This is a genomic window from Longimicrobium sp., from assembly GCA_036377595.1.
Lineage (GTDB): Bacteria > Gemmatimonadota > Gemmatimonadetes > Longimicrobiales > Longimicrobiaceae > Longimicrobium.
Genome location: DASUYB010000088.1, coordinates 42,795 through 64,276, shown reverse-complemented (window position 1 = coordinate 64,276; position 21,482 = coordinate 42,795). Strand labels below are relative to the sequence as shown.

General features: G+C 67.6%; 14 protein-coding genes. 10 read left to right on the top strand and 4 right to left on the bottom strand.

Features of this window, described 5'->3' with window-relative positions; all coding sequences use genetic code 11:
• Nucleotides 1-11: 11 nt before the first annotated feature.
• On the top strand, nucleotides 12-1,874 hold the full coding sequence (gene glmS / locus VF092_12440) for a glutamine--fructose-6-phosphate transaminase (isomerizing) (GenBank protein ID HEX6748094.1): 1,863 nt from the start codon (nucleotides 12-14) through the stop codon (nucleotides 1,872-1,874).
• A 477-nt stretch (nucleotides 1,875-2,351) separates the two neighbouring features.
• On the opposite strand, the gene VF092_12435 is transcribed toward glmS, so the two are convergent.
• The 4 genes from VF092_12435 to VF092_12420 all read right to left on the bottom strand — a co-directional run bounded on the left by VF092_12435 (nucleotide 2,352) and on the right by VF092_12420 (nucleotide 9,214).
• Nucleotides 2,352-4,019 (bottom strand): retropepsin-like aspartic protease, encoded by a 1,668-nt coding sequence (locus tag VF092_12435; protein ID HEX6748093.1) that lies wholly within the window; start codon nucleotides 4,017-4,019, stop codon nucleotides 2,352-2,354.
• A 634-nt stretch (nucleotides 4,020-4,653) separates the two neighbouring features.
• The gene (locus VF092_12430) at nucleotides 4,654-7,320 is read right to left on the bottom strand and encodes an ABC transporter permease (GenBank protein ID HEX6748092.1); all 2,667 of its coding nucleotides are present in this window, start codon (nucleotides 7,318-7,320) and stop codon (nucleotides 4,654-4,656) included.
• Nucleotides 7,321-7,328: 8 nt separating this feature from the next.
• A complete protein-coding gene (locus tag VF092_12425; GenBank protein ID HEX6748091.1) occupies nucleotides 7,329-7,658 on the bottom strand; it encodes a PadR family transcriptional regulator in 330 nt (109 codons plus the stop codon).
• A gap of 263 nt (nucleotides 7,659-7,921) precedes the next feature.
• Nucleotides 7,922-9,214: an amidohydrolase family protein gene (locus VF092_12420; GenBank protein HEX6748090.1), complete on the bottom strand. Its 1,293-nt coding sequence runs from the start codon at nucleotides 9,212-9,214 to the stop codon at nucleotides 7,922-7,924.
• 254 nt (nucleotides 9,215-9,468) lie between these two features.
• On the opposite strand from VF092_12420, the gene VF092_12415 reads away from it, so the two are divergent.
• The 9 genes from VF092_12415 (at nucleotide 9,469) to VF092_12375 (ending at nucleotide 21,481) form a co-directional block, all read left to right on the top strand.
• Nucleotides 9,469-9,945 (top strand): cupin domain-containing protein, encoded by a 477-nt coding sequence (locus VF092_12415; protein ID HEX6748089.1) that lies wholly within the window; start codon nucleotides 9,469-9,471, stop codon nucleotides 9,943-9,945.
• Nucleotides 9,946-9,995: 50 nt separating this feature from the next.
• Nucleotides 9,996-10,142, top strand: coding sequence for a hypothetical protein (locus tag VF092_12410; GenBank protein ID HEX6748088.1), 147 nt, complete (start codon nucleotides 9,996-9,998; stop codon nucleotides 10,140-10,142).
• 156 nt (nucleotides 10,143-10,298) lie between these two features.
• Entirely contained in the window at nucleotides 10,299-12,053 is a 1,755-nt protein-coding gene (locus VF092_12405; GenBank protein ID HEX6748087.1) for a Druantia anti-phage system protein DruA, read from the top strand.
• A gap of 319 nt (nucleotides 12,054-12,372) precedes the next feature.
• Complete coding sequence (locus VF092_12400; GenBank protein HEX6748086.1) at nucleotides 12,373-13,257, top strand: branched-chain amino acid ABC transporter permease; 885 nt, start codon at nucleotides 12,373-12,375, stop codon at nucleotides 13,255-13,257.
• Nucleotides 13,254-14,123, top strand: a complete 870-nt coding sequence (locus VF092_12395) for a branched-chain amino acid ABC transporter permease (protein HEX6748085.1) — start codon at nucleotides 13,254-13,256, stop codon at nucleotides 14,121-14,123. Before VF092_12400 ends, VF092_12395 begins: the two co-directional genes overlap by 4 nt.
• Nucleotides 14,120-14,887, top strand: a complete 768-nt coding sequence (locus VF092_12390) for an ABC transporter ATP-binding protein (GenBank protein ID HEX6748084.1) — start codon at nucleotides 14,120-14,122, stop codon at nucleotides 14,885-14,887. Before VF092_12395 ends, VF092_12390 begins: the two co-directional genes overlap by 4 nt.
• Nucleotides 14,884-15,654, top strand: a complete 771-nt coding sequence (locus tag VF092_12385; protein HEX6748083.1) for an ABC transporter ATP-binding protein — start codon at nucleotides 14,884-14,886, stop codon at nucleotides 15,652-15,654. Before VF092_12390 ends, VF092_12385 begins: the two co-directional genes overlap by 4 nt.
• The gene (locus tag VF092_12380; GenBank protein ID HEX6748082.1) at nucleotides 15,651-16,850 is read left to right on the top strand and encodes an ABC transporter substrate-binding protein; all 1,200 of its coding nucleotides are present in this window, start codon (nucleotides 15,651-15,653) and stop codon (nucleotides 16,848-16,850) included. Before VF092_12385 ends, VF092_12380 begins: the two co-directional genes overlap by 4 nt.
• Nucleotides 16,847-21,481, top strand: a complete 4,635-nt coding sequence (locus VF092_12375; protein ID HEX6748081.1) for a class I SAM-dependent methyltransferase — start codon at nucleotides 16,847-16,849, stop codon at nucleotides 21,479-21,481. The genes VF092_12380 and VF092_12375 overlap by 4 nt, the downstream gene beginning before the upstream one ends.
• Nucleotide 21,482 lies beyond the last annotated feature (1 nt).

The window sequence follows — 21,482 nt, the reverse complement described above, 5'->3', positions numbered from 1 at the left end:
AGGACACGCCTATGTGCGGGATCGTGGGATACATCGGCGACCAGCAGGTCGCCCCGCTCCTGATCCAGGGGCTCAAGCGGCTGGAGTACCGCGGCTACGACTCGGCCGGCATCGCCGTCGCCAAGAACGGCCACCTCCTGGTCCGCAAGGAAGCCGGGAAGATCGCCGAGCTCGAGAAGCTCATCTCCAGCGACCCGGTCGAGGGCGTCTACGGGATCGCCCACACGCGCTGGGCCACGCACGGCCCGCCCAACCAGCGCAACGCCCACCCGCACGTGTCGGAGAAGGGCGACTTCGCCGTGGTCCACAACGGGATCATCGAGAACGCGGCGGCGCTCAAGCGGAAGCTGCAGGAGCGCGGGCACACCTTCGCCAGCGACACCGACACCGAGGTCCTGGTCCACCTGATCGAGGACATCTTCAACAGCGGCATCACCGAGGACGGCGGCCGCGCCGGCAAGCTGGAGCGCGCCGTGGAGGCCGCGCTGCAGCAGATCGAGGGGACGTACGGGATCGCCGTGATCTCGTCGAAGGACCCGGGGAAGATCGTGGCCGCGCGCCTCGGCAGCCCGCTCCTGGTCGGCGTGGGCGAGAACGGCGAGACGTTCGTGGCCAGCGACGCGGCGGCGGTGATCGCCCACACGCGCGACGTGATCTACCTGGACGACGGCGACATGGTGACGGTGACCGAGAACGGCTACACCGTCCACCGCCACAACGTGGGGCCCGTCAGCCGCCCCATCAGCCGCGTGGACTGGGACCTGGACGAGGTGGAGCGCGGCGGCTACGAGCACTTCATGCTCAAGGAGATCATGGAGCAGCCCGACACGCTCCGTGAGACCATGCGCGGCCGGCTGCTGGAGGAGGAGGGGAACGTCAAGCTGGGCGGGCTGACGGGGATGGACGAGGAGCTGATCGAGACCGAGCGGATCATCATCCTGGGGTGCGGCACCAGCTGGCACAGCGGGCTGATCGGCGAGTACATGCTCGAGGACATCGCCCGCATCCCCACCGACGTGGAGTACGCCAGCGAGTTCCGCTACCGCCGCCCCGTGGTGGAGCCCAACACGCTCTGCATCTCCATCTCCCAGAGCGGCGAGACCGCCGACACCCTCTGGGCCATGCGCGAGGCCAAGAGCCAGGGAAGCACCACGCTGGGGATCGTGAACGTGGTCGGCAGCACCATCGCGCGCGAGACCGACGCCGGCGTGTACCTGCACGCGGGCCCGGAGATCGGCGTGGCGTCGACCAAGGCGTTCACCTCGCAGGTTGTCGTCCTGGCGATGATGACCGTGCACCTCGGCCGCCTGCGGGGGACGCTCACCGCCAGCCGCGGGCGCGAGATCGTGCGCGCGCTGCAGCAGCTTCCCGAGCAGGTCGCGCAGCTGCTGCAGCAGGAAGAGGAGATCAAGAAGCTGGCGCTGGAATACAAGGACAGCCGCAACTTCCTGTACCTGGGCCGCGGCTACAACTTCCCGGCGGCGCTGGAGGGGGCGCTGAAGCTGAAGGAGATCAGCTACATCCATGCGGAAGGATACCCGGCCGCGGAGATGAAGCACGGCCCCATCGCGCTGATCGACGAGCAGATGCCGGTGGTGGTGATCGCGCCGCGCGACGCGGTCTACGACAAGGTGCGCAGCAACATCGACGAGGTGAAGGCGCGCGGCGGGTGCATCATCGGCGTGATCAGCGAGGACGACACCGAGCTGGACAAGGTGGTGGATCACGTGATCCGCATCCCGCGCACGCACGACGCGCTGACGCCGATCCTGGCCAGCGTGCCGCTGCAGCAGCTGGCCTACCACATCGCCGTGCTGCGCGGCACCAACGTCGACCAGCCGCGCAACCTGGCCAAGAGCGTGACGGTGGAGTAAAACTTCAACCGGGGGCTGCTGCCCGCGTCACGTGTAACGGTTGCACCAACTCAGCCCCATGGCAAATCTGCCGTGGGGCTGAGGTGCACCAGTTTCCACGATCGATTATCAGATGAGTGAAACACCTAAGCGATTGACTCCAACCAATGACACGCTACGGGAATTGTACCTCAAATCCGGGAATGAATGTGCATTTCCAGATTGTCACCGCCGCATCATCAATGAAGATGGAGTGTTTATCGCAGAAATCCGCCCGGCGCCGAGCGCGTCTACGTCGGCCGGGCCAAGCGGTTGAAGCCGCATCTACGACAACCGGGAAGCCTGGTGTCGAACCGCGCGCGGGGGGTGATGAAGGCGGTGGTGACGGGCTACACGGTCCCTGCGCCGTGAGCCCGGCCACCGCGAGCGCCGCTCGCCGCTGAGCGACGCCGTGGCCGTGCGAGAGTCGTCTCGGACGCGGACCCGGACACCGCGGCCTCAACGGCACCGCTCCAGCGACCGCACCACGTCTTCGCCGGCGGCCGTTCCATCCGCCGGCAGCAGCGCCAGGCGGAGGTGCGGGTAGTCGAAGACGACGGTGAACGCCCGCAGGAATTCTCTCCCGATCACCCCCGCCCCACCCTCGCGGCTGAACCCGCCGGTGCGGAACTCGACGAGAGGCCGCTCCCAGCGACGTCCGGCCAACTCGAACCACTCCAGGTGGCCCTCGGTGGTGCGGAACGTCCCGCCCGTGCCCGTGCTGGTGACCGTCTGCGTGTCGCGCCCGGCGAGCAGGTTCTCCCTCGCCACGAACGCGGCGTAGAAGCTGACCGTGCCACCGGCGCCGGTGTCGAGCTGGAAGAGCCCGCGCCGGCCGCCCTCCAGCCCCGCGCACGCCGCCGGCGTCAGGTCGATGAACGACAGCGCCGCCCAGCGCCCTCTATCCAGGAGCGAGTACGTCGCCGGGTTGTACAGCGCCACCGAGTCGCCGCCGGCGGCGAACTCCACCACGCCGCGGCGGAAGACGGGATAGCCGACCACGCCGCCACGCTTCGTCCCCGGCGGCGCCGTGGTCGCGGACAGGTCCTCGGCCAGCAGCAGGGGATCGCGGTAGGTCAGCCGGCCGAGCGTGAAGGTGCGCGCGCGGCGGATGGTGGCCTCGCGCCGGCGGCCGTCGGCGCCGGTGACGGCGGTGCGCCCGACCACCGGCAGCCCGAGCGAGTCCGCCAGGGCGGCGTCGATCGTCATTCCCTCGGCCCCGCTGTCGAAGTTCCACCACCCCACCTCGCGGCCGTCCACCCGCGGCCGCACGAACACGTGTCCCGGCGTGCCGTCCGCGTACGGCGCCGCGCGCGCCACCCGCAGCGCGGCGGGCTGCGCGTCGTCGAAGGTGATACCGGGCGGCAGCGGCGGCACCGCGAACGCCGTCCGCGCCGGCTCCGCCAGCGGGCGCACGGCCACGACGCGGCGGCTGGACGTGCTGCCGGCGTACGTCGCCATCACGCGGAAAGGCACGCGGAACCCGAGCACCGATCGCCAGTCGCCGTAGACGATGCGGTTGGGCCCGCGCTCGTACTCCACCACCAGTTCCGCCGGCAGTGAGGTCGCGCGGTCGACGAAGAGGGTGCTCCCCACCAGGCCGCCGGGCGCCCTCAGCGACAGCGCGACCCGCGAGGCGTCGGAGAGCGAATCCACCGTCGCGAAGTCGAACGGCGCCCGCTCGTCCAGCCACCAATCACCGCGCACCCACAACGGCGTCAGCAGCTTCTCGCGGTTGCGCTGCGACAGCGGGTCGGCCACGCCCTGGCTGCGCGCGGTCACCTGCCAGGCGAAGCGGCCGTCGAACCCGAGATCGGCTGACGGTGCGCCGCCCTGCAGCCGCATCAACTCGCCTTCCAGTCCGAAGCGGTAGACGACGGTGTCGCGGTCCGCGGAATCCGTCTCCACGATCTCGAACCCGTTGCCGAGCGAGCGCAGGCGCTCGTAGCCCACGGCGGATCGAACGGCGGCGCGTACTCCCTCGGCGGACGGGGAAGCGGTCAGCGCGAGCGGAGCGGAGGCGGGGGCGACGCACGACACGAGCAGGCACACGGCGGCAAGCACGCTGACGCCGAGATGCCTATGCGCGTGCGGCGGCATGTACACGCCGGGGGACTTCGCGCTCAACTCGGCGCGTCTTTGCAAGTACCTCAGAGCCATGCGCGATCAGAATTCCCACAACGGGCTGAGTGGATGCCATTCTACCGCATGTCCAAGGCCCAGGAGAATGTTCGAGAGCCTTGCGCCCAAAGTACAGGCGATTTGCGTGCGAGGTCGTCCTTCATGAGCGCGGGGAAGGCCTGAGGATTGGGCCGCTGTGCGCCGCTGGCTTCGTGAAGGAATGGTACTGGCCGAGTCGCGACGCCATTCGGCCCGAGAGGACGAGGATGCCGTCGCGATTAAGGAAACCGTTTGAAGGGTGCGAACTATCGCCCTCCGGGAACTCGGCATTCCCCTCGTCGCATGGCATGACAGCCCACCCGGCGTCGTGCTCGATCTCGTCCCGGGTTCCGAACCCACGCAGTGACTATGACGCGATACGCTGACGGTGCATCACGGCGCAATGCGCCTGCCGTCGCAGAGCAGCGGAGGCAGCAGAGAACTCACCTCAGCTGCCTCTGCTGCTCTGCGTGAGACCTGTTGTTTTTGGATTTTATATCACGCGGAGTCGCGGAGAGAACCGCGGTCATCGTCTTCCGCAGTTCTCCGCGTCTCCGCGTGAGGCCCGTTGTTTTCCGGGATCCGGCACGACGGTGTTCGTCTACTCCAGGCGCAGCACGCGCATCGGGTCGAGGCGCGCCGCCCGCTGCGCCGGGAGGAACGCCGCCAGCGCCGCGATCGCGCAGAAGAGGACCACCGAGGCGGCGAGCGCGAGCGGGTCGGTGCGCGAGACGCCGAAGAGCATGCGCTCGATCCCGGTGGGAACGGCGACCGCCCCCAGCAATCCCAGCACCGTGCCCGCCAGCGCCAGCCGCAGCGCGCGCCCCACCACCAGGCGCACCACCGCCGCCCGCCCGGCGCCGAGCGCCATCCGGATGGCGATCTCGCGCCGGCGCTGGGTGACGTCGTAGGAGACCACCCCGTAGATCCCCGAGGCCGCCAGCAGCACGGCCAGGACGCCGAAGCCGAGCGCGGCCGAGGCACCGCTCCGCACCGCGGCGTACGCCACCGACACGCGTTCGCGCAGCGTGCCGAGCCCGATCAGGGGAAGCGCGGGGTCGGCCTCGCGCACCGCGGCACGCACCGCGGGAAGGAGCGCGGCCTCGTTGCCGGCGGCACGCACCACCACGGTGCTGCGCGAGCGCGCGGCGCGGTCCAGGTCGCGCCAGACGGCCGCGCGCGGCGCCTCGCCGAGGGCGCGGTACTTCGACGCGCGCGCCACGCCCACCACCTCCAGCGGCGGACCCGCGGCCGAATCCAGGCGCAGCCGCTTCCCCACCGCCGGCTCCCCCGGCCAGAGCCGGCGCGCCAGCACCTCGTTGACCACCACGGGCTCGCTGCGGGCGCCGGTGTCGGCCGCCACGAAGTCGCGTCCCGCCACGAGCGGGGTGCCGATCGCGCGGAACCAGCCGGGCCCGCTAAGGATGTACTCGGCCACGGGAGCGCGCTCCGGATCGGCCGGCGCGCCGTCGGCGAAGACCCGTACCACCGCGCTGTTCCCGTCCAGCGGCACCGACGCCGCGCGCCCCACCGCCCGCACGCCGGGGAGCTCCGCCAGCCGGCCCAGCACGCGCGCGTAGACGAGCCGGCTGCGCGCGCTGTCGTACGCCGGCGCGAGCCGCGGGTCGAGGGTGAAGGCCAGCGCGCCGTCGACCGCGAAGCCGGGGTCGAGGGAGCGCGCCTGGCGCAGGCTGCGCAGGAAGAGCCCCGCGCTCACCAGCACCAGCACCGAGAGCGCCACCTGGGCCACCACCAGCAGCTCGCGCAGCCCTGGCCTCCGCCCGCCGGGTCCGGCCTCGCCCCCGCGCAGCCCGGGCGCCGGGCTCCGCCGGCAGGCCTGGAGCGCGGGGGCCAGGCCGAACACCACGGCCGCGCCCAGGGCCAGCAGCGCCGCGTACGCGAACACCCGCGCGCCGGCGGCGGGGCGGAGGGTGGAGGCGTACTCCAGGCGGGGAAACAGCCGCTGCACGCCGCGCATCGCCAGCCAGGCCACGGGGAGCGCCGCCGCGGCACCCAGGGCGGCCAGCGCCACGCTCTCGGTGAGCAGCTGCTGCACCAGCCGCCTCCGCGAGGCGCCCAGCGACAGCCGGATCGCCATCTCGCGGCGGCGCACCGTCATGCGCGCCAGCAGCAGGATGGCCACGTCGGCGCAGGCGATCAGCAGCACCAGCGCCACGCCCAGCAGCACCATCCGCGCGGCGGCGGCGATCCGCGCGGGGGGCGCCAGCCAGGGGTTGATCGGCGTCCGGTTGGAGACCAGCCGGGTGCGCAGCCCCCGGTACAGCTCGGGATGCTCTGCCGCCAGCCGCCGCGCCACCGCGTCGGCGCCGGCGCGCGCCCGGGCCGGCGTCACCCCGGGACGCAGCCGCCCCAGCAGGATGAAGCGCGCCGCGTCGTGCCTGGCCAGCAGCCCCGCGCTCCCGGGGATCGTATTGGCGTGCATCCCCGCCGGGAGCCACACGCTCGGCTCGTAGGTGAAGAGGCGGGTGCCGGTGAACTGGGCGGGTGCCACGCCCACCACGGTGAAGGGGGTGCCGTTCACGGGCAGCGTGCGCCCCACCACGTCGGGGTAGCCGCCGAAGCGCCGCAGCCAGAGCGCGTGGCTCAGCACCACCACCGGCGCATCCAGGTCGCCCGGCCCGAAGAAGGCACCCAGCGCCGGCTTCACCCCCAGCAGGGTGAAGTAGTTGTCGCTCGCGTGCACGGCCCAGGCGATCTCGGGCTCGGTCCGCCCGCCCAGGCTCACCGGACCCTCGGTGAAGGCCGCGAGGTCGGAGAAGGCGGCGGCGCCGCGGCGGAAGTCCTGGAAGGCGGGCCAGGAGAAGTTCAGCAGCCCGGCTTCGCCCTGCACGCCGTAGAGCGCCACCAGCTCCTCCGGCGCGCGCGCGGCCAGCGGGCGGAAGGCAATGGAGTCCACGGTGCCGAACACGGCGGCGTTGGCGCCGATCCCCAGCGCCAGCGCAAGCACCGCCGCCGTGGTGAAGCCGCGGGCGCGGCGCAGGGAGCGCAGCGCGTAGCGCAGGTCGGCCAGCACGCGCTCGGCCCCGCGCAGCGGCCAGGCGTCGCGCGCCTCCTCCTTGAACCGCTCCACGCCGCCGAAGCGGAGCAGCGCCTGGCGGCGGGCCTCGGCCGGCGGCATCCCCTCGCGCACGAGCTCCGCGGCCTCCATCTCCACGTGGAAGCGCATCTCGTCGTCCATCTCGCGCTCCAGGCGCCGCCTGTGCGCCAGGCGCGAGAGGCGGCGCAGCCACCGCGGGAGTGCTTCCATGGCGCGCCTCAGGTAGCCTGGAGCACCTGCTCCACCGCCGCCACGAACGTCCGCCAGCTCGCCCGCTCGTCGGCGAATGCGCGCCGGCCGCCGTCGGTCAGGCGGTAGAACTTGACGCGGCGCCCCTCGGGCGAGGTCCCCCACTCGGCCTCGATCCACCCCCGGTCCTCCAGCCGGTACAGCGCGGGGTAGAGCGATCCCTGGTGCACCTGCAGCGCGTCTTCGGAGAGCTGGCGCACGCGCTTGGAGATCCCCCAGCCGTGCAGCGGCCCCAGGGCCAGCGTCTTGAGGATCAGGAGGTCGAGCGTGCCCTGCAGCAGATCGACGGCTTCACCCATGGCGGCGCCCTTCGCGAAAGCGGTGGTATATCCCAGGCAGGTGCTCAGAAGTTCTGCCGGATTCACGAGTCCTAAGTCCTGAGTCCTAAGTCCTGAGTCCTAAGTCCCAAGTTCTAAGTCCCAAGTTCTAAGTCCCAAGTCCTAAGTCCTAAGTCCCGAGTCGCCAAGTCCTGGGTGAACGAGCCCCGCATCTTGCTTGAATTTAATCACTTAGGACTTAGGACTCAGGACTTGGGACTACTTGCTTGGTCGTGCGATGGAACCTACGGCGCCAGGCGGATCGGCACGCCCTGCTTGACGCGCAGCACGATCGTACGGGTGGCGCGGAAGTCCGCCAGCGGGTCGGCGGCGAGTACCAGGAAGCTGGCCTCGTAGCCGTCGGCCAGCGCGCCGATCCGCCGGGCGGGAAATATGGCGCGGGGCGTGGTCACGCTCCACATGCGCAGGAGCTCCAGGTTGCCGAACAGCCCCGAGCGGGCCAGCGCTGCGGCTTCGATGGCCGCCGTGCCGCCGAACTTGTCGCTGCCGAGCAGGAGGGGAACGCCGTGGCGGCGCAGGACGTCGATGTTGTGCGTGTACTGGTCCCGGATCAGCCGGTCGGTCAGCGCGCTGTCGCCGTGCTGGGTCACCGTGGTGACGACGGTGACGTGGCGGGCCGCGGCGCGCGCCGCGTCGGTGTCGGTGAGGAGGAAGGGAGCGGCGTCGCCGCGCCCGCCGGGAAGGTGCGCGATCTGGTCGACGCCGCCCTCGAGGGCGTTGCGGAAGTCCTGCGCGGTGTAGACGTGCGCGGAGACCTGCAGCCCCGCGCGGTGCGCGAGCCGGACGATCTCCGGGACGAGCGCCGGATCCATCCCCCGGTTCCCCTCGGCGCGCGGGTCGGCTCGCAGCCGCGCGTAGTCCTCCGAGCGGAGCAGGTGCACCTTCACGAAGTCGGGGCGCCCGGCCAGGAAGTACGGCCAGCGCCGCTCGACGTCGGCGCGGGTGTCCACCTGCATCACTGTCCCCGGGTCCAGGCTGTCGCGGATGAACGCCGCGATCGGCCCGCCCATCGCCACGCCGCGCCGGATGACCTCCACGGGGTGCCCGCCGGGAGAGGTCCACGCCTGGTTGGCGCTGATGTAGTCGATCGAGGTGGGGCGGTTCAGCGCGGGGTCGATCAGGCGCCGCATGATCGGCGCGTTCCCCTGGTCCTTCACGTAGAAGATCCCGTCGCGCAGGTACGCGGCGACGGTGGGGCCGATCCGCGGGTCGAGGAGGTGCTGGTGCGCGTCCGCGAACGGCGGCACCACGTACCCGCCCGCCAGGTCCACCACCGAGTCCACGCGCGCCGGCGCCCGGGAGCGGAAGACGCCGTCCACCACGTACATCGTGCGCGGCACGAAGCGGGTGCCGTCGAACCAGCGGCCGCCGCGGTACTCCACGCCGTGCGCGGCGGGAGCGGGTCCGCCGACCGGCCCGCAGGCGGCGACGGCGGCGAGAAGGGTGCCCCGCAGCAGGCGGGCGGCCGCCGCCCCGCGCCACGGGCGGCGAGGCCGCTCGCGAGTCGTCTCTGACATCGGAGAGCTCCCGGTAGGCAGGATACCTTGTCATCCGACAACAAAGGCCAGGCTAGTGGTCCTGTTGTCGAATGTCAAGGTATCCGTGACCGGTCGTGTCGCAGGGGCTTCGTCCCGCCCTTCGGTCGAAAGTGTTGCTGTCCGGGCTGGCCGGACGCACCTTGGTTCGCTGTCCACTCCGGGAGCAGGACGGCGAGCCCCCCGGACGTGCCCGCCTGCTTCCGACGCGCAACCCGAACCCGAGGGAGGTGCGTATGCGCGGGATGACGTGCACGCTCGCGGCTGCGGCGCTGGTGCTGACCGGTGTCCACGCCGCGGCCCAGCAACAGCCGGCGCCGCCGGCCGGCGGCATGCGGATGGTGGCGAACAGCTCGCTCACCTGGGCCGACGCCAACATCCCCGGCTTCGCGCCGGGGATGAAGATGGCCGTGGTCGACGGAAACCCGGCGCAGGCGGGCCCGTACACCATGCGCCTCAGCTTCCCGGACGGCTACCGCTTCCCGCCCCACTGGCACCCCGCCGCCGAGAACCTGACGGTGCTCTCGGGCACCTTCCTGCTGGCCATGGGAGAGCGCGCCGACGAGAGCGGCCTGCACACCTACGGGGCGGGCGACTATTTCTACATCCCTCCCCAGATGCCGCACTTCGGCGGCGCGCGGGGCGAAACCGTGATCCAGCTCCACGGCACCGGCCCCTTCGCCATCAACCTGGTGAATGCGCCGCGCCCGTAGACCGGGTCTCGAGCCGGGACGAACCTCGAGCGGGGGAGGGGGTGGACCACGTGATCCGTATCCCTCGCGCGCTCGACGCGCTGACGCCGATCCTGGCCAGCGTGCCGCTGCAGCAGCTGGCCTGCCACATCGCCGTGCTGCGCGGCACCAACGTCGACCCGCCGCGGAACCTGGCCAAGAGCGTGACGGTGGAGTGAGGCGCTGATCTTCAGGCAGTCCCGCGAGCGGCGAGCTTTCGGCCACAGCGCCTGCGCCACCAGCGGCGAGGGGCCGGCCGGCTCGCGTAGATCGGCGAATTCCGGCAGCAGGCGGTCGAAGAGCCGGCTGTCGGCGCAGCCGGCTACGTGGCCCATGTGCGACGGCTTCCCGGCCCGCACGCGGATCACCTGCGCGTCTTGGTCGGGATCCTCTGCGACCTGCGTGCGATGGGGTGGTGCTACTACGTGGAGGATGGCGTGGTTTGCACACGTCCGCCCGATGCCACCGCCCTCGCGCCGGAGGCGTTCAAGGACTTTGTCCGCACGGGCCACCTGATCGAGCGCGACGCCCAACTCGCGCAGCCCGCGACACGCGCCTTCGTCCAGTCCATGGAGCGGCGCCGGCTGGGACCGACGGGATGGCACTCCATCTTCTCCCTGATCCGGGACGGCCGCACGCTCGCCCGGGAACTCGAACGGGCCGGATCTCTGCCGCCCGGCCTGGAGCGAAGTGCGGCGGTCTCCGCGGTAATCCGGCCCTACGTCCAGGTAGCGCGGCGCGGTGAGCACTGCCGCTTCACCGGGCTCGACCTATCCCAGATATGGCGGTACTTCCGCCATACCTGGACCACGGTTTACCAGAGCACGCCCGGACGGAACCTCGCGTTCCTGATCCGCGACGCCGCCGCTCCGAACCACCCCGTCATCGGAATTGGTGCGCTCGGAAGCTCGATCGTCCAGTTGCGTGTACGTGACACCTGGATCGGCTGGTCCGCAGAAAATTTTCTGCAAGCGGTCCGAGAGGATCCCAAATCGTGGGCGCGGTGGGCGCTCCGCGCACTGGATGACCTGATCGGAGACGTGTACTGCGCCGATCTGGCGGCGGAGGGCGTTCTGACTGCGGAGCAGATCGCCGAGCCCGATCTCGCCGTCCTCGCACGTCTCCGCGGGCTGAGTGAGGAGGCGCGCCGTGATCACCGGCTCTTCCCTCAGCTGGACGAGCACAAAAAAGTCCAGGACGACACCGACTGGGAGGCGCGGGCGCGAACCCATCTCTTCCGGTACAAGCGGGCACGTGCGCTGGCCGATCTGCTCGCCATCCGGTTCTACCTGCGCGAGGCGGGACTACGGCGCGCACGCGGGCCGGACCTCGAGCGCGCGCTCGCCCACCCGCGCGGCGTTCGCGCGCTGCTGGGCATCCTGCGGCGCGTGAAGGCCAAGCACGTAGGCGTCAACATGATGGACATCACCGTCTGCGGCGCGGTTGCCCCTTACAATGCGCTACTGGGCGGCAAGTTGGTATCGTTGTTGATGGCGAGTTCCGAGGTTGTCCGCGCCTACGCCGACCAGTACCGGAACACCCCCAGCGTAATTGCTTCTGCCATGGCCGGAAGACCCGTCCGGCGCGATCCCGAGTTGGTCCTGCTGGGGACGACCAGCCTCTACGGAAATGCACCGAGCCAGTACAATCGTGTGCGCATGCCAGCCGAGGCTGCCGAAGGGACGCCTGGGGCGGAGATCCAGTATGAACGCCTCGGACAGACCACTGGCTTCGGCTCCTACCACTTCTCCGCCGAGACGGTCGAGGCGATGGAGATCCTCCTCGCGCGCAATCACCGCGGGCGAGAGGTCAACAGCATCTTCGGCGAGGGAGTCAACCCGAAACTGCGGAAGGTGCGCGCGGCGCTTGACGAGATCGGGCTCCCCTCAGACCTCCTTCTCCAGCATGGCCAGCCCCGCGTCGTCTACGGAATCCCGCTGGCCGGCGAACTTCCGCGAGGTGCTCTTAGGACGCGCGCGACGGGGCGACTACCTGCTGCCGCGCCGCGGTCGCACCGCCGAGGCCATCGGCCGGTACTGGACCGAGCGATGGCTTGGCAGGCGGATCGAAGACCCCCGAGTGCTCGCTGAGGTCGCCCGGCATTCCCTCGCCCATCCGATCACCCATGGCGCCCGGGTCCCGCTCCCCGAGCCCGACGAGGAACCGCTTCCCCTGGCGCTCTGAGCGCCGCCTACCTTGGGTAACGCGGCGCCTCCGCGAAGCGGAGGACGAGCGCGTCCATCGTTGAGATATCGTGACCTTCGACGAACGGTTTTTGAACCGAAGAGCCCGGAGCAAGTAAACTCGCGATCTGCTGCGTCTGCTAACTCGTGCTAACTCGTCCGGGTGTTACTTCGTGAGGTCACCGTCAGTCCGTTGGGAGCGGTCGCATTCCAGCAGAATCGCCGCATGCTCTTCTTGCAAACGATCGTGAACGGGTGGGTAACGGGCTGCGTCTACGCCCTGCTCGCACTGGGATTCGGATTGATCTACAACACCACCCGGGTCTTCCACATCGCGCACGGGGCGGTCTACGCTGCGGCCGGATATTTCATCTATACGTTCTTGGTGGTTTGGAAGCTTCCCCTCTCTGCCGCGTCCGTCCTCACGGTCGTCGCAGCGGGGGCGCTGGGGATTGGGGTGGAGAAAGCCGTGCATGCGCCGTTGCACCGACGACGTGCTTCGCCGTCAATCCACTTGCTCAGCTCGGTCGGGGTTTACATCGTCGTGGTCAACCTCATCGCTCTGGTCTATGGAAATCAGACTAGGGTGCTTGGGGCGGAAGCCCAGGAGACGTTCAGGGTGGGCGAGTTGATCCTGACGGAGGTGCAGGTCGTGGCCGTGATCGTGTTCCTGAGTGTGTTCGCTGCGTTGGTTGTCGCGTTGCGATGCTCCTCGTGGGGGAGGATGCTGCGGGCCATGCGCGACGATCCCGAACTGGTGTCAGCGGCGGGCATCGATCCGGCGCATATTCGGGCGGTCGTGTTCGGCGTGGGATCGGGCGTGGCCGCGATCGCGTCCATTCTGCTTTCCCTCGACGCGGGGCTCGGCCCACACATGGGGCTTTCCGCAGTGCTGAATGCAGCCGTGGCGGTCATCCTCGGCGGACTGGGTGTGTTCGAGAGCGCAGTCCTGGGAGCCTTGGCACTCGGGACGCTTCAGAGCCTCGCCGTGTGGCAGGGCGGGGCACGCTGGCAGGAGGCCGTCACGTTCGTGATGCTCCTGGTCGTTCTTCTCCTCCGTCCGGAAGGCCTGCTGGGCCGCCGCCGCCGTATTGAGGAGGCTGCCGCATGAGCTACCTTCTCCACCTTCTCATAATGCTCGGCATCTACGCGATCCTGGCGTGGTCTCTGAACTTGCTCGTGGGATACGCAGGGTTGCTCTCGCTCTGTCACGCCGCGTTCTTCGGGCTGGGCGCCTACACGAGCGCCCTCAGCATGGTCAACCTGGGGGCCGGTTTCTGGCTGGCAGTGATCCTTGCGGTCACGCTCAACCTTCTCCTCAGCTTCGCGATCTCTCTCCCGTCGCTCCGCCTGCGCGGTGACTATTTCGTCCTGGCATCGCTCGGATTCCAGGCCGTCGTTTTCGCGGTTCTCTACAATTGGGTGGACCTCACGCACGGGCCGTACGGCATTTCGGGAATTCCCCGTCCCACGCTTTTCGGGATCGTGATCGACTCGCCTGCAACGCTGGCGCTCTTCACGGGAACCGTGTCGGCCGGGTGTGGGGGGCTGCTCTACCTGGTGGGACATTCTCCTTACGGACGTACGCTCAAGACAATCAGGGAAGACGAGGTCGCCGCCACTGCCCTGGGGAAGAACGTGACCGTGTTCAAAGTCTCGGCCTTCGCCCTGGCCAGCGGCTTCGCCGCGGTCGCCGGCGCACTCTTCGCCAGCCAACTCCGCTATGTGGATCCAACGAGCTTCACCCTGCTCGAGTCCGTCTTTATCCTGTCCATCCTCGTCATCGGAGGGGCGGGCAACTTCTCCGGCCCCCTCGCCGGCACCGCGCTCATGGTGACTCTTCCCGAGGCGCTCCGTTTCCTCGGCCTCCCCGATGCCGTTGCCGCCAACCTCCGGCAGGTGATCTATGGCCTGCTGATAATCCTGCTGATGCGCTTCCGTCCTCAGGGGCTCATCGGCGAGTACCGCTTCGCATGATGCCGCTCGAGTTGATCGGGATCCGGAAGTCATTCGGTCGAATCGACGCCGTCAACGACGTATCCCTCCGCTTCGCGCCCGGCCGCGTCAGCGCACTGATCGGGCCGAACGGGGCGGGCAAGACCACGCTGTTCAACCTCATCAGCGGCTACCTACGCCCGGACGCCGGGGCGATCCGCTGTTACGGACAACGGCTGGACGGACTCGCTCCCTGGAAGGTGGCACGGCTGGGGATCGGTCGACTGTTCCAGGACGTACGGCTCTTCGGGCGGATGACCGTGCTCGACAACGTGCTCGCGGCGTTCCCCGGCCAATCGGGAGAGCGCGTCTGGCGGGCGATCTTGTGGCGGCGGAGCGTTCGCGTCCAGGAAGAGAGCCTCAAGGAACGGGCCTCGTCTCTGCTTAAATCCGTAGGGTTGCACGTCCGCGCGGACGAGTTGGCAGGGAACCTATCGTTTGGACAGCAGAAACTCGTTGCGCTCGCCCGCCTCCTGGCGGCGAGAGCCGACGTGCTGCTGCTGGACGAGCCTGCCGCGGGTGTCGCTCCCCACCTGGTGCCACAACTGCTGGGCACGATCCGGAAGATCGCGAATGAAGGATCCACAGTCGTGGTGATTGAGCACGACATGGGTGTAGTGGCTGAAGTGGCAGATCGGGTCTGCTTCATGGAAGCAGGACGGATTAGCCTCTCCGGCACTTCGGACGAAGTGCTGCGGGACGCCACGGTGCGTGCCGCGTACCTGGGCATGGAGGCGTTGCCGTGAGCACCGGGCTGTGCATCCGGGAGATACATGCCGGCTTCGGGCAGAAAGAGGTGCTGCACGGCATCACGCTCGAGGTGGGTAGGGGCGAGATCGTTGCCGTGCTTGGACCGAACGGCGCAGGCAAGTCCACACTGCTGCACGTGGCCGCCGGCGTTTTGACACCCCGCCGGGGGAGCGTGTGTCTGGATGGGCGCGACGTCACGGCCTTGCCTGCCCATGAGCGCGTCAGACTGGGTCTTGCGTACGCAATGCAGGGGGGACGGATATTCCCGAGCCTCAGCGTACGAGAACACCTGACGATCGGTCCTGCCGGCGATGCGCTCACGCCGGCGGGCGAGCGGCGCCTACTGGCCCTCAAAATCTTCCCCGTGTTGCGGACACGCCTCGATGTTCGCGCCGGATTGCTCTCGGGGGGCGAGCGCCAGGCATTGGCTGTGGCGATGGCCCTGGTCCGGTGCCGCAGTGTGCTCCTCCTGGACGAGCCTTCCGCTGGGGTCGCTCCGGCTGTGGCCCACGGTATTCTCGACGCGGTGCCGGCGCTCGCCCGCGAAGCGGGTCTGGGAGTCCTTCTCGTCGAGCAGAACGTAACGGGAGCATTGCGCGTTGCCAGCCGCGCCGTAGTCCTCGTCGCCGGGAGAACGGCACGCCAGACGGATCACCCCCAGGATTGGCTGCACAAGCCAGAGGGATTCCTGGACCTCTACTGGGAACGCATCGGCGACACAGCGGTCGACCATCCTTCCTCCAGCACGTCGAGGTCAAGATGAAACGCAAGACCGGCTGGATCATTGGCGCGGCTGTTCTGGCCGCGGTGCTCGTGCTCGGCATCCTGCTCGCACGCCGGCCGACATCGTCCGGCGGCCCGGAAATCCGGGTCGGGGCTGTCCTGCCCCTTACCGGGCCGGTCTCCTTCCTGGGAGAGTCTGAGCAGCGAGGGATGCAACTCGCCGTAGCGGAGATCAACGCGAACGGGGGGATCCTGGGGCGCCGCCTCGAAATCGTCTTCGAGGACAGCAGGGGGCAGCCGGCGGACGGCGCCGCGGCGGCGCAGAAGCTTATTAGCACGAGCGGCGCCTCCTTCCTCATCACCTCCATGACTGGGGTGAGCCTGGCGGTCAAGCCCATCGTCGCGGAGCGCGCCGGCGTCCTCCAGTTCGTCTTCGCCATGGACGAGTCGATTCCCGCGAACGCCGACAATGTTTTCCGCATCTACCCGGGGATCCACGAAGAGGGGGATATGCTGCTCGCACACGCCAGCACCCTCAAACCCAAGAAGGTTGCCATCATCTTTCAGGAAAACCCGGCGTTCCAGCGCCTCGCGCAGGAAGTGCTCACTCCGGGACTCAGACAGATGGGCGCCACGTCAGTTGCAGCCGAATCGTTTACCGGGGACGATTTCGCCATGATCCGGAACGTGATGGTCAGGGTCAGAAGCATGCAGCCGGAGCTGATCATCCTGATCGGATACTATAACAACATGCCCGCGCTCCTGCGGGCGGTGGACGAGAGCGGGCTTCGGCAGACGTCGCGGATCCTCGGCGTGCACGACGTTGCCATGGCTGCGGACCGGGGTCAGCTCACGCCAGCGCTGCTGGAGGGCGTAGTGGTGGCCGTTCCGTCCTACACTTTGAACCAACAGGTGAGCCCGGTCACCCATTCGTTCATCACCGCCTATAGGGCGCGGTTCGGAGGAATGCCTAACTACGACGCGGCATTCGGCTACACCACGATGAAGCTGCTGGCCGACGCGATCACTCGGGCGGGAACCACCGACCCTGAACAGGTCCAGCGGACGCTGCGGTCTTTCTCGCAGGTGGAGACGGCCAGCGGGAAAATCTCCATCGGTCCGGACGGGAATTCGAGAAGCACCTGGGTGTTGGCCCGCTTCCAGAACGGGCGCCTCGTCGCCGCCCTCGATTCCGCCGTGGCGAACCCGCCCGCCGCCGGCTCGGGTGAACGATGAGTACGGACGTCACGCCGCTTGTCGGCGCCGTGCGAACGAAGCGAGGGGTCACCTCGCACACACCCGAGGGAGTCGACTGCTACCAGCGGCTTGTGCATCCGACCGACTCCATTGAAACTCGGCGGAAACTCGCGGACGACCTTTTCTCGCTGCTCCTGCGTCTGTTGCGCGACGAATGCGGAGCCGTACGAAAAACCTGGAGGATCCTGGATGCCGGGATCGGGGGTGGCTGGCTCACGGCCCTCCTGCTCAGCCGCGTCTTCGCCCACGAGGGCGACGGCCCCACGACGATCGAACTGGTCGGGATCGACACGAGCCCGGCGATGCTCTCCCGCCTGTACCGGGAGCTTGCCGCAGCGATGCCCGACGGTCCCCTCACCTATGCTCCCTCCCTCCCTGCCCCCCCCGAGTGGGGCGCTGAGGCGGTCCCGACATCGTTTGAGATTGAAGACGCCGGCTGCCGGAGGCGAATCAGGGTGGAGTTGATCCAGAAGTCCCTGTCCGAATACGGGCCTACCGCCACCGAGCCGTTCGACGTCTGCCTGTTGTTTCTCCTGCTCCACCACCTTGACGATTGGAATGAGGGGATTGCGCAGAGCAGAGAGCTGGTGCGTACGGGTGGCATGGTGGTCATCTCCGAGATGGGCGGAGACCACGCGTGCTGGTCGCACTCGTTCGAGGAGGTGGAGGACCTGCATACGTTGCACGAGGAGGACGAACGACTGAAATACCTCTCGTTCATCCGCCGGGCGCTCCAAGATTTCGCGGACCGCGGCTGGCGGACCTACCGGCCGGTCACCGCGGCGAGAGTTGCGCCCGCGGTCGAACGACTGCAGGAGCTTGGCTTCCGGCTCTGTCCTCCGCCCGCTGGGGAGGGACCTCGCCGGGACGACTCCCTACGCCCCATCCCCTCTCTTTGCGTCGAGTACAGCACCCGCATCAAGCCGGATGATTGGTTGGAAGCCGCGGCCCTGCGCATCTTTTCGATCTTCCCCTACCACGAACAGGATTCGAAGCAGCGCAAGAAGGGCAGCGCGGATGCGAAGAGCGTCAACTCCGGCCTCCGGCGGACGCTTCAGAAGCTGGCTGGTGGCCTGAACCTGAATGCAGAGCTGACGGTCAAGGACCGCTTGAAGCTCTACGTTCTGCATCATCGGCTTCCGTGCGGCGAAGCGGATACCTCTGATTCGCCTGGCGTCACGCCGGCCGCTTCGGTAGACATCCGTAGGCTATTCATGGACGTCCGCGTTCCAACGCGACACAATTCCAAAGAACAGTTCCGAGTCTGGAAGGGTGACACGAAGTCGCTTCTCAACTATGGCGCCATCCGGAATCCCGCCGCGGTTCTTTTTCTCCAGTGGGACCTGGTGACTGGGAACTGGACGCGGAACGTGCCCGTCTTCTTCCAAGACAGGGACGCGAGCCGCCGACTTCTCCTGTACTACGCTCTCTCGCTGCAGTTCGTGGAGGGGTTCAAGGTCACCAACTTCTTGTTCCGGGAACTACCCGACAAAGCCTGCGTCGTGGTCAAGCGCCTGAACGGCCGAGCAGAAGCCTCCGCGCCACTGACCGTGCGCCTGCGAAGGGACGGAAGCGTGGAGCAGCTCACGGTGACTCTGCCCGACACCATCCTCAATCCTACGTTCCGAATCTGGCTCGAGGATGCCGCGACACCGCTCCTGGCTCGGGCGGTCCGCGAGCTGCGTTTCCAGAAAGAGTTCGAGTACGGACAGTATCTTTCCATCAATAATCAAGATCTGGAGGAGGTATCGAGCCAACTTCGTACCTGGCTGTTCAACGATGCACCCGGAGAGTCGTCGGAACCGTTCACCGACGAGCTCGATCGCATCCTGAAGGATTTTCAGCGGGTGTTCGCGTCCCTAGCGGTGTTTCGCCGCAACGATGGCTGGAACCTCGACGACGAGCTCGTCATCAAGCTGATCAAGGTGCTCACGTTCAATGCGTTCGTTGCACGCGACATCCCGGAAGTGAGGCTTTATGCCTCGCGCGACTCGCTGGAGCAGGACAAGGAGGTCTCCGCCGGCGGTCTCATCGTCCACGTCACGGACAATACGCGCATCGACGACGCCCTGCTGGCGGAACTGCTCACTCTGAGGAACCGCGCGAGCTACCTTCAGCAGCATACGCAGAAGACCCACGAGCAGTCCCGCAAGTTCGCGGTGGCTGCGATCATGTCTCGCAACCTGTCGCACAACCTCGGTTCGCATGTGACTCCCCGGTCCACGCTGGAGGCAATTCACAGGAGACTTGGGGGCACAGCTGGCATCGAGCACTTCAACGTGGCGTCACAGCTGAAACGGCGTCTCGACTACCTGATCCAGAGAAAGGGTGACTTCCTGGCGGAGCTGACCACGGAGCCGCTTACGACCACCCGCTCTGCGCTGTTCTATCGCGAAGTAATGCTCTCCCTCATTCAGAACACACTGCTTTCCGACAACCTTGCCCGCAACGAGGGAGTCGGGTATCGGGTGAACCACGAGGGGGTGGTCATCGATGGCACGCCGTGTGGCCTGCAATTCCACGTGAGCATCCGGGGAACCGAGCTCGGCGTCACCTACGAAGACAGCGGGGCCGGAGAGGGGGAAGTGGCCACGTTCACCTATCCTACCACGATTCCGTATACGTTCCCCTACGGATCGCTGCAAGCCGCGGCTGAACCTGGGGACAAGCGATGGCTCAGGCCCGTGATGCATCAACGGGTGGACGTGGAGGTGGCGCTGCCGGGAGCGCAGGGTGACCTTGCCGTATACGGCCTGCTGGAGAACTTCGTGCGCAATGTGGCGAAACACCACAAGACTCAACTTCTTGCGCAGGGCGCCGAGGCGACGATCGAGGTTAGGCTTCACGTCGATCCCCCTGGCGTCGACGAGGATCCGGATCACCACACGGTCGAGCTGACCACGAACCTGTGGGACGCCAGCACGGACCGCGAACTGTACAGGTACCTCAGGGTTTTCCAGGAAAGGTTCGACAAGATACGGAATGAGGATCTGATCGAGGAAAACGGCAGCCTGAAAAAGGCGAACTGGGGTCTCGCGGAGATGCGGATCTGTGCGAACCTCCTGCGCGGAAGCGACACCAACTCACAGAAGGGTCTCAAGGACGCCCTGACCCTCGTCTTGGGAAAAGACAGGATTCTTCGATATCGCTTCAAGATGCTGCGCGCGCAGCTCGTATGCATCGTAGCGCCGGAAGCTGCGGGTGTCATGGACGAGACACCGAGGAACCTGCTCCACCTGCGAGGAATCTGGATCTTCGACTCTCTTTCCTCGCTGCAGAAGCACTTGGCAAAACACGCGTCCAGGTTCAAGTTCGCCCTGATCCAGGTGCATCCGTCGATGGGAGATCTTGAAACCCTGGAACCGCTTCTTTCGCAACTTCCGTTTCGCGTGCTGATCACCGGCGCCGATGCCGCAGGAATCGCCCCGATCCGGGCGCTACACGAACGAGGCCGGGCGGTTGTCGCAGAGACGTTGGACGAGATCATCCAAACGCTGTTCCGGAACGCATCCGATCCCCTGGAGGTGAGCAAGTTCACCAGTGCGCTCTGGAGGACATGGGTGACGAAACGTTTCCTTCGCGATGGGGAGAACCCTGAGAGGGTGCTCCTCCTTCTCCACCTGGAGCTTCGCGCGCAGGGAACCGACCCGCATGCCTCCGAAAAGGGATGGTCCCGCGCAGTGTTCGATTTCCCGGTGAGAGACAATCCGGTCGAATTCCGCACGACCCCCCCTCCGGATGTTTGTGGGCGGCGGCTGGTCATCTACGATCGGCATGGAACGGGGGGAGAGGGCGTGGTGAGGTCGTTTCTCAATTGTAGCCGGCAGGATGATGAATCCATGCCACCGCTGCTTCAACAGCGCCATGCCTACATGGTGCTCGACAAGGCCTCGGCGGATTTCGTGCCGATTTTCTCGCCAACCTTTCCCGACGAGAACGAACCGGAAGCCATGCGGCAACATTGGCCGTTGCCGTGGCAGATGGTCGAGGCTGGCCTGCTTCGGGTGATCGTCATCGACGAACGTTTGGCCGAGCATGCGTCCGAGCGCGTGAACGACAACGACTCCGAAAACCTGAGAAAGGTCTACTCCTACATCAGCGGCGCGGAGGCGCCACCGACCCGGCTCGAGGTGGCCGGGGCCGCCAACGTGTTCATCTGTACGCACCTCCGCGTGAACGACAAGGAGGAGCCACTTTACGCGATTGGCGGAACCGCCCCCGCGGCGCGGGAGACGAGCGCTTCATCACTTTCCCCCCCGCGGCGGTTCGTAGTCAGCCGCGCCAGGGACGGCGCCGTCAGGAGTCACTGGATCACCGGGGCCGATACACAGTACGTTGACGTTCAGGCGGAGATGGTTATCATCCACCAGGGTATCCTGGATGGGGTGCATCGCCTCTTCGGCGTTGAAGCACCCACTTTCCTGAAGAATATCTGCGACGCCGTCCCCTACGTCGTGGTGGACTCGGGGCGCGGCATCCCGCGGTCTGATTCGGACGTGAAATTCATTCCGTACTCGCTCGTACAGCACTACATTCAGGACCAAATTTCAAAGTTGAGCCTCACCTCGGCCATAATGGCTCTCGGTCGCCGCCCTCGGGGAGAGTTCTGAA